Below are 9,284 nucleotides of genomic sequence, written 5' to 3' on the forward strand. Positions count from 1 at the left end.
TCAAAGACACTTTCGTGCAAGCCTCCATGCCTGTTTGCTCGCCGACTCCGGTGGCCTGTGCCACACTTGCCCGGAAGATTCTCGTTACGAAGGGCAGCACTCCGTGGCATCAGGCACAGTGAAGTGGTTCAACTCCGAAAAGGGCTTCGGCTTCATCGAGCAGGACGGGGGCGGCCCGGACGTGTTCGCCCACTACTCGAACATCGCTGCCCAGGGGTACCGCGAGCTGAACGAGGGCCAGAAGGTCCAGTTCGACATCACGCAGGGCCAGAAGGGTCCGCAGGCCGAGAACATCCGGCCGCTTTAGGCGACACCCGGCGATGCCCCGGACGTTGTCCGGGGCATCGCGCAGCCCGGCGGCGATATGCCAGCTGGAACATAGACCCTGCCCTGCTGAGGCCCGTACGGGTCGGCGGCGGCTTCAATGATGCCGACCGCGCTCCAGCGGGCATCCCGTCCCAGCTGACCGTGGCCCAGGAGTTGCCGCAGGGCACGCCCACGCCCACAGCCACGATCACCGCGGTCTGCTTGGCCGCATCCTTCAACGACGGCGCGACCTGGCAGGTCCTGACGTTGCACCGCGGCGACACGGGCCGCTGGACGACCATGGTCACCGCGCCCGCCACCACCACCTCGCCTCGCTCAAGGCAGACCTGACAGACGCAGCGGGCGACTCGGTGCACCAGACCGTGATCCACGCCTACAATCTGCGCCCGAAGCAGTGGGGCGGGAATGACCGCCGTCTTCTACACAGCGTCTTCTGAGTTCAGCGTCCCTGCCGTGCAGGGCGATCCGGCACCGGCACCCCCAGCGAATCCTGCTGCGCGGCCGGGCGCGGCACATCCCGAATCAATGCGGTTCGTTATCGGGACTACTCGCGCCCCACCGTCCTGACGAGCTCCACCCGGGATCTGACCTGCAACTTCTCGAAGATGCGGCGCACATGAGCGTTAACCGTGTGCGGCGAGACGAACAGCTGCTCCGCGATCTCCCGGTTCGTGCGGCCCTCCGCGACCAGATCGGCGACTTGACGCTCGGCGCGGGTGAGCGCGGACCATCCGGTGTGCGGGCCCGCCGAAGCGACCAGGCGGCGCCGTACGCCGAGCCGGCGCAGCCGGCTGCGGACCCGCGCCGCGTCCCAGGCGGCGCCGTACGCGGAGTCGAGCGCCAACGCCTGGTCGAAGGCTTCGACGGCAGCGGCGGTGTCGCCCTCGTCGAGCCGGATCCGGCCGAGATCCTCCAGCGCCGAGGCCAACGCGGGCGGGCGCGGCACCTCGCGCAGCGAGCGCACGGCGGATTCAAGTTCGCCCGCGTCGTGCCGGACAAGGCCGCGCACGTGCGCCGCGATCGCCGCGTGGCTGCGCACTGCGGGATTGCGCCCGCTGCGCTGCTCGGCGACCGCGACGGCGCGCGAGACGGCAACATGAGAAACCCACGTTCCGGACCCCGCCGGGTGACGGGGTCCGGAACGTGGGTTTCCCGGAATCAGTCGTAGATCAGGTCGAACGACTCCCACTGCCCGACCACGGTGCGATTCGCGATCAGGGGCGAGGCGCCGGCGCTGTCGGCGCAGACGTACTGGTTGTTGACGTGGGCGCGCAGGCTCACGCTGCCGTCCGCGTTGGAGACCAGGTCGAACTCCTCCCACAGTCCGATGGCAGTGCGGTTGGCGATCAATGGGTTGGCGCCTGCGTTGTCGGCGGTGACGATCTCGTTGTTGGCGTGGGCACGCAGGCTCACGCTGCCGTCCGCGTTGCTGATCAGGTCGAACGTCTCCCACGGCCCGATCGCGGTGCGATTGGCGATCAACGGGGAAGCACCAGCGTTGTCAGCGGTCACGATGTTGTTGTTGGCGTGAGCACGGAAGCTGACCGGGACGGTGTCACGGACCAGGTCGAACTCCTCCCACGGCCCGATCGCCGTGCGATTGGCGATCAGCGGGGAAGCACCAGCGTTGTCAGCCGTGACGATGTTGTTGTTGGCGTGGGCACGGAAGCTGACGCTGCCGTCCGCGTTGCTGATCAGGTCGAAGGTCTGCCACGACCCGCCCGTGGCGCGGTTGGCGATCAGCGGGGAAGCACCGGCGTTGTCAGCCGTGACATAGTCGTGATCGGAGTGCGCCCGCAGGCTTGTGGTGCCGTCGGGGTTGGTGATCAGGTCGAAGGTCTCGGCCGTGCCGATCGAGGTCGCGTTCGCGATCAGCGCGGTGCTGCTGTTCGCCGCGTCGACGTACTCGCCGTTGGCGTGGGCTTTGAGGCTGACCTCGGACTCGGTGGTCGGAACGAAGGTGGTGTTGTTGGCGTAGCCGGCCGCGACGATGTTGGCCTGGACCGCGTTCTCGGTGGAGTCGGAGGGGAAGCCGGCCGTGACCGCGCCTTCGAAGAACTCTCCGTTGCCCCACTTGCTGTTGTCGCCGCCGGTGCCCAACTCGATGGAGGGCTGCACCCTCATCGGGTCGTAGCCGGGGGACGGCAGCGCACCCGAGTAGGACTGGGTCAGCCCGCCGGACTGCCCGTTGCCGTATTTGAGGGTGAAGTTGGTCGTGCCGTTGTTCTTCTCCCACGCGGACAGGAACGACCCCTTCTCGCTCTGGATGCTCGCGGGGTTGGCGCCGGTGTTGCTGAAGTACATGCCGTTTTCGAGGTCGCCGCCGACCCACGGACCGGGGCCGTTGCAGTTCTTGGTCCAGCAGTCGGTGCCGTAGTAGATCGCGTTCATGGTGCCGTTGCCGTCGTCGGAGTCGTTCGTCTCGGCCGAGCCGAAGTCGAAGCAGCAGCCGTTGCTCGTAAGGTTCGACGATGTCAGCATGTAGACGCCCTCGGGCTGCGAGCCGGTGGGCACGTTCTTCGCGCTGTTGTTCCGGTAGCCGATGCCCTGCGCATTGCCCAGCACACCGTAGGCCGGCTGGCCGCCGATGGTCACGGGCAGCGCCATCGCGTTCGCGCCGATGTCCGAGCCGTTCGGGTTGGCGCCGCCGATGCCGCCGCTACAACCCGTGCAGGACGAACCAGGGGAAATGGGCATGTTGTTGCCGTTGGCGCTCTGGTCGTAGAGCAGGGTGATGGTGCAGGTCGTGCCGGAGCAGAAAGAGACCTGCGGTGCCGCGTTGACGTCCCCGCCGGCCGACTCAAGACCGATATTCAGGGTGCTGCTGTCCGAGGAACGCTGGATCTGATACAGCGGACCGTTGTACGAGCCGAACAACGCCCGGGTAGTGCTGTACGCCGCCTCACACGGCGTACCACCCGACGCGTAGATGTCACACGGTTGCGAGGACGCCGCAACAGCGGGCGTCGCCATCGCCGCGCTGAAGACGGGCACGGCGATCGCGGCCGCCAGCAGGAAGAAGGCGGCCGGTCGCATCCGCCGTCGCAGTGCGCGCAGTAAGAACACGAATACCTCCGTCGAGTGGTTCCCGTCGCGGCCCGCCGGGCATGACGGGAGGCTCACGAGGCGACGCCGCGGCGCGGTTGCAGAGGGAAAGGACAGGAAGTCCGCGCAGGACGCGCTTCGCGTTACAGGCGGGTAAACGAAGGCTTCCCTTGTGGCGCAGGACACATGTTCAGCCGACTCTAGCTATAAGTCAAGACTCGTGTCGCAGAATGGCGAGATCTTAGGGACAAGGACAGACTTATCCATGCCACAGCAACACGGTGACCATTACAGTGGCCATGTGCCCATGATCCGAGGCGGCGCCTCGGCCACGACCGAGGTTCCGATCGGCCTCACCGACCTGGGCCGAGTACGCGTGCTGCGCGCCTTGGCCGAGAACGCGCGGCTCTCGCGGGTCGAAATCGCCAGTCGCACCGGCCTGGCCAGGGCGACTGTGGCTTCAGTCGTCTATGACCTGATCAATGGCGGGCTGGTGCGGGAGAGCGCCGCCGCCGGCGCGGCCTCGGCCCGGGCCGGTCGGCCACCCCAGATACTGTCCCTGGAGCCGGAGGCCGCGTTCGCGCTCGGCTTGGACGTCGCGCACGACCACGTGCGGGCAATTTTGACTGATGTCGTCGGAAAGATCCGATGGGACCGCACCGAGCCGATGGCGGTGGATGACGACCCCGAGCGGACGCTGGCGGCCGCCGAGGATCTGATCGACACCGCGCTGCGCGACAGTGGCGTGCCCCGGGGGAAGATCCTCGGACTGGGCGCCGACTTCGCCTGCCCGGTCGACAAGGACGGCCACAGGCTGCACGCCGAGGGCATCATGCCCGGCTGGGTCGGGATCCGGCCGGTCGACGAGCTCGTGGGCCGGACCGGGCTGCCGGTCCGGATCATCAACGACGCCAACGCCGGCGTCCTCGCCGAACGCCGCTACGGCGCCGCCCGCGGGTGCGACGACGTGGTCTACGTGCGCCTGTCCTCCGGGATCGGAGCCGGTGCGATCTGCGACGGCCGGATGCTGCTCGGCCATGGCGCAATGGCGGGGGAACTCGGCCACATCATCGTCGAGCCGCGCGGGAAGCTCTGCCGCTGCGGCAACCGCGGCTGCCTGGAGACGGTCGCCAGCCCGCCGGCGATCGCCGAACTGCTTGCCCGCAGCTGGGGCCGCCCGGTCGGCGCAGCGGACCTCGCCGAGCTGCTGCGCTCCGACGACCGCGGCGCCATGCGCGCCGTCGAAGACGCCGGCGAAGCCATCGGGCGGGCCCTGGCCTTCGTCGTCATGGTGCTCAACCCCCGGCTGATCGTGGTCGGCGGCGATCTGGCCGTCGCCCACGAGGCGCTCTTCGAACCGATGCACCGCGCCATCTCCCGCAACACGATGACCTGCCATGCCGAGTCGCTGCGGATCGTCCCGAGCGCGCTCGGCGACAACGCCGGGGTCCGCGGCGCCGCAGCCCTCATCCTTGAGCGCGCTCCGGAGACGCTGGCCCTGGCCCAGGGCGTGTGAACCCGACCGCCCTCATCGGCGTACGGCCGGTCAGAAGACCTGAAGCTCTTAACCGCGAGTCCGCAAAAGCACGGCGACGGTCGGGCTCAGCCGACAGTCCAGCACTCGCTACGGCACTCGCCGTCAAGCCGTTCACCACATTGTGCCGGGTTTATATATAAGTCAAGAGCAGCGCCTCACCGTCGGGAGCCAAATCGTCCCGGATGAACCACTTTCAACTCGGCACGCTCGGCAGAGTTAACTCCACATTTGGATTAAAAGTCGCCTCGATCTACCAAGCCAGTCTTGACTTAGACCCAATGTCGGCCAAATATGTGTGCTGCGCCACGGTGGAAGCCTTCGTTTACCCAGATGTCATCGCGAACGCGGCCTCTGTCGGTGCCCGACGATGCGCGCGGGCCGCCATCCGGCACAGCACCATCGGCGGAGCGACGCCACGTGACGACGAAGCGTGTGTCCTGCCCTCTTGCTGTTCGCGGGTACGGCCCATTCGATCGCGCTAATCGGACGGTGCCGAGTCGATCCGCTCGACGGCTGCGACGAGTAGGCCCGAGGCGTCGGAGCGTGAGCGGGTAGCTCGGCGAGAGCTCGCCCACACGCTGCATTGGCCGGATCCGTCGCGCAGTCCGTCGCTGTGCAACCGTTCCGTGATCCCGCAAAAAAGAGAACGTCGCACCACAGCGTGCCCTGAGGACCTCCTGCCCGGCGCGGCGCGATGAGGCCGATCCGAGGGAGGTATCTGTGCTCTTACTATCCGAACTCCGACGGCGCACGCGGCTGCCCGTCGCGTTCCCGCTGGCGGCAGCGATATCAGTACCCATGTTCGGTGCGGTCACGCGATCGGCGCAGCCCTCCATCCTGCTGGCCACCGGCGGCGCCAACAACAACTTGTTCCTAACCTCCACGCAGGTTGCGAGCCTAAAGACCCACGCCAGCGGCAACTACGTCGACGCCGCCAACAGCATCACCCCGCTGATTGCCAACCGCACCGCGATCGGTCCGTGGGAGGAGTTCGGCCTGATCTACGACTGATCCGCAGGCGGGGCGTGCGTGGGACCGTACGCGCACGCCCCGCCTGTTTCGGGCAAGGACAAAACGAGCCGAATCACAACGACGAGGAAGAGGCTTAGCAGATGAGAGCTCCCAGATCTCAGCTCCTTGCAATGACGGGCGCCGCGGCCCTGGTGGCCGGCCTGGCGGTGTCCGTGAGCGAATCGGCTTCGGCCGCGACCACGGCGACGCTGTATGCGTCGCCCACCGGTTCCGGATCTGCGTGCACGCAGTCCGCGCCGTGCTCGCTCGCCGGTGCGCAGAGCGCGGTGCGCGCCTTGACGCCCGCCACGAGTGGCACCGACGTCACCGTCGACCTCCTGGACGGGATCTACCGCCCGGCCAGCACGTGGACGTTCGGCGCCGCGGACTCCGGCAGCCCGGGACATCCGGTGGTGTGGCAGGCCGCGCCGGGCGCGCACCCGGTGATATCCGGCGCCTCGCAGGTCACCGGCTGGACCCAGGTGGGCACCTCCGGGGTCTGGTCGGCCCCGGTGCCCGGCGGCAGCGCGAGTCGGCAGTTGTACGTGAACGGGCAGGAAGCGCCGATCGCGCAGGCCACCCCAGGTTCGCTCGGCTTCGCGGGTTCCTGGTCCGGTTCGTCGACCGGCTACAACATCGGTGGCGACAGTACCGCCACGGCTTGGTTCGGCCGTCTGACGGCCGCTCAGGTCGCCGCAGTGGAGTTCGACTATCCAGGCGCGAACGGCGTGTGGACCGAATCGCGCTGCCGGGTGGCCGGTTACTCCGGCGGCACCCTGACCATGGACCAGCCGTGCTGGACCGGCGTCACAGCCCGAGCGGCGTTCAGCCAGGGCAGCGGCGGCCTGCCATCCATGAATCCCAGTACGATGCCGACGCTGATCGAGAACGCGCAGGCGCTGCTGCACCCGGGACAGTGGTTCCTCGGCACCTCCGCGAACGCGCTCTACTACCAGCCGCCCGCCGGTCAGCAGATGAGCAGCCTGGATGTCGAACTCCCCCATCTGGAGCAGCTGATACAGGGTGCGGGCACGCTGGCCGCACCACTGCACGACGTCACGTTCAGCGGCCTGCAATTCTCCTACGCCACCTGGAATGCTCCGTCGTCCTCGGCCGGTTTCGCCGACGTTCAGAGCAACCTGCGGATCACCGGCGCGGCCAACCAGGGTCTGTGCCACTTCTCCAACCCCAACGGCACGTGCCCGTGGGGATCGCTGACGCAGCCGCTGGCCAACGTGGCCTTCACCGCGGCGAACGACATCACGTTGACCGGCAACCGGTTCGCCGAACTCGGCGGCGCGGGGCTGAGCGTGATGTACGGCTCGGCGAACACCCTGATCTCCGGGAACGAGTTCACCGACATCGCCTCCACCGGAATCCTGCTCGGCTGCACGTCCGACCCGAACCCGACAAACCCCTCCCCCGCCACCGACCCCGATGACCCGGCCATCATAAAGCAGGGCTGCACGCCGAACCCGTCGGCCGTCGCCGGGGACACCATCGGGACGAACGAGATCCTGACCGGAACGACCGTGTCGAACAACGTCGTCCACCACGTCGGCACCGACTACAGTTCCGCAGCCGGCATCACCTTGCTGTTCTCCCGCGGCACCACCATCACCCATAACGACCTCTACGACCTGCCGTACGACGGGATCACCGCAGGCGTCATCCAGGGCCACGTCGACCAGGCGAGCACGCCGGAGAATTCGACCAACATCAACGAGAACAACACGCTCAGCGACAACCTCATCCACAACTTCCTGACCACGCGCGCCGACGGCGGCGCGATCTACGCTGAGGGACATCAGTCCCAGTACTACGACGCGAACGGCAATCCCGTGCCGTACACGCAGGCCGATCCGGTCCAGACGCTCGCGCACGGACTCCAGGCCACCGGAAACGTCGCCTACAACGGCGGCAACACCGACTTCACCTACTACGACGACGCCGGCTCCGAATGGATCAACTGGCAGGGCGACGTCGCGTTCAGCGGCGGCCAGAACGCGACCGGCGGATGCAGCGCGACGGGACACTTCTGGGTCAGCAACAACTACTTCTCCGCGCCCTACGGCGCCTACGTGTGCAACGCGCCGACGGACACCCACGCCAGCGGTAACACGTCAATCCCGGCCACGCCGGGACCGAGCGACATCCCGACCAGCGTGCTGACGAACGCGGGTGTCACGTCGTCGAACTCTGCGGTACCCGCTTCCGTCGGCCCGACGACCTACTACGTGTCGCCGGTGTCGAGCACGAACCAGGTGCTGATCGGCGGCCAAGGGTTCACCGCCAACACCCAGGTCTACGCCGGAGGCACGCAGATCGCCGCGACCAACGTCCAACTGCTGTCCAGCGGATTCCTCGTGGCGACCGTTCCCGTGGGCACCTCGTCCGGCCAGATCTGGGTCAGCAACCGGATCAACGACACCGATCCGGCCATCGTCTACAACAGCTTCGGCTACCAGGCGAACCGCGGCTTCGGCGACTACAACAACGACATCCACTACGCCACCGCAAACGGCGCCACCGCCACCTACACCTTCACCGGAAACCTCATCCAGGTCTACGGCGAGGAATACACCGACCAAGGCAACATCGGCATCAGCATCGACGGCGGCACCCAACAAACCATCAACACCATCCCAGCCGACGGACAACGCCACTCCAACGTCCCCATCTACACCGCCACCGGACTCACCTCAAGCGCACACACCATCGTGGTAACCAAACTGTCCGGCCAATACACAACCCTCGACGGATTCGGCGTTACGAACACACCGCCGTCCACGTTGCGAGCCGACGACACCGCTCCTGCCATCGCCTACAGCGGCTTCTCCTACTCGGCGAACCGCGGCTTCGGCGACTACAACAACGACATCCACTACGCCACCGCAAACGGCGCCACGGCGACTTACACCTTCACCGGAAGCGTCATCGAAGTCTTCGGTGAGCAGTCCACTGACCAGGGAAACGTCGGCATCAGCATCGACGGCGGCACCCAACAAACCATCAACACCATCCCAGCCGACGGACAACGCCACTCCAACGTCCCCATCTACACCGCCACCGGACTGTCGTCAGGCACCCACACCATCGTGGTAACCAAGCTCTCAGGCCAATACACAACCCTTGATGGATTCGCGGTCGCTCTGCCGACAGTGAACCGCGTCAACGACAACGATTCCTCCATCGCATACAACGGATGCTCATACAGCGCCAACCGCGGCTTGGGCGACTTCGACGATGACGTTCACTACGCGACAGCGAACGGCTCGACGGAGACCTACACCTTCACCGGGACCTTCATCGAGGTCTTCGGGGAGCAGAACACCGACCAGGGCAACATCGGCATCAGCATCGA

General features: G+C 66.8%; 7 protein-coding genes. 5 read left to right on the plus strand and 2 right to left on the minus strand.

The genetic code is table 11. The features are described from left to right. The first annotated feature begins 103 nt into the window (after positions 1-103). Positions 104-307, plus strand: coding sequence for a cold-shock protein (locus tag VGS97_RS24295; RefSeq protein WP_326855956.1), 204 nt, complete (start codon positions 104-106; stop codon positions 305-307). Positions 308-468: 161 nt separating this feature from the next. Next, positions 469-657 (plus strand): hypothetical protein, encoded by a 189-nt coding sequence (locus tag VGS97_RS24300; RefSeq protein WP_326855957.1) that lies wholly within the window; start codon positions 469-471, stop codon positions 655-657. Between the two features lie 214 nt (positions 658-871). Here the strand turns inward: VGS97_RS24300 and VGS97_RS24305 are convergent, their stop codons facing one another. Together VGS97_RS24305 and VGS97_RS24310 are read right to left on the minus strand one after the other, a co-directional pair. Next, positions 872-1,366, minus strand: coding sequence for a helix-turn-helix transcriptional regulator (locus VGS97_RS24305; protein WP_326855958.1), 495 nt, complete (start codon positions 1,364-1,366; stop codon positions 872-874). Positions 1,367-1,485: 119 nt separating this feature from the next. Further along, complete coding sequence (locus VGS97_RS24310) at positions 1,486-3,363, minus strand: arabinofuranosidase catalytic domain-containing protein (protein WP_414641822.1); 1,878 nt, start codon at positions 3,361-3,363, stop codon at positions 1,486-1,488. A 316-nt stretch (positions 3,364-3,679) separates the two neighbouring features. On the opposite strand from VGS97_RS24310, the gene VGS97_RS24315 reads away from it, so the two are divergent. The 3 genes from VGS97_RS24315 to VGS97_RS24325 form a co-directional block, all read left to right on the plus strand. Further along, positions 3,680-4,888, plus strand: coding sequence for an ROK family transcriptional regulator (locus VGS97_RS24315; protein WP_326855962.1), 1,209 nt, complete (start codon positions 3,680-3,682; stop codon positions 4,886-4,888). A 741-nt stretch (positions 4,889-5,629) separates the two neighbouring features. Beyond that, entirely contained in the window at positions 5,630-5,920 is a 291-nt protein-coding gene (locus tag VGS97_RS24320; protein WP_326855960.1) for a hypothetical protein, read from the plus strand. A gap of 131 nt (positions 5,921-6,051) precedes the next feature. Continuing rightward, the coding region (locus tag VGS97_RS24325; RefSeq protein WP_326855961.1) for a hypothetical protein at positions 6,052-9,284 on the plus strand (3,233 nt) is incomplete at its 3' end.

Source organism: Actinocrinis sp., from assembly GCF_035946395.1.
Taxonomy (GTDB): domain Bacteria; phylum Actinomycetota; class Actinomycetes; order Streptomycetales; family Catenulisporaceae; genus Actinocrinis.

What these genes read in the sequence shown, in the direction of transcription:
- VGS97_RS24315 (WP_326855962.1), top strand. Translation starts at nt 3,680, where the DNA reads ATGATCCGAGGCGGCGCCTCGGCCACGACCGAGGTTCCGATCGGCCTC.
- VGS97_RS24310 (WP_414641822.1), bottom strand. Translation starts at nt 3,363, where the DNA reads ATGCGACCGGCCGCCTTCTTCCTGCTGGCGGCCGCGATCGCCGTGCCC.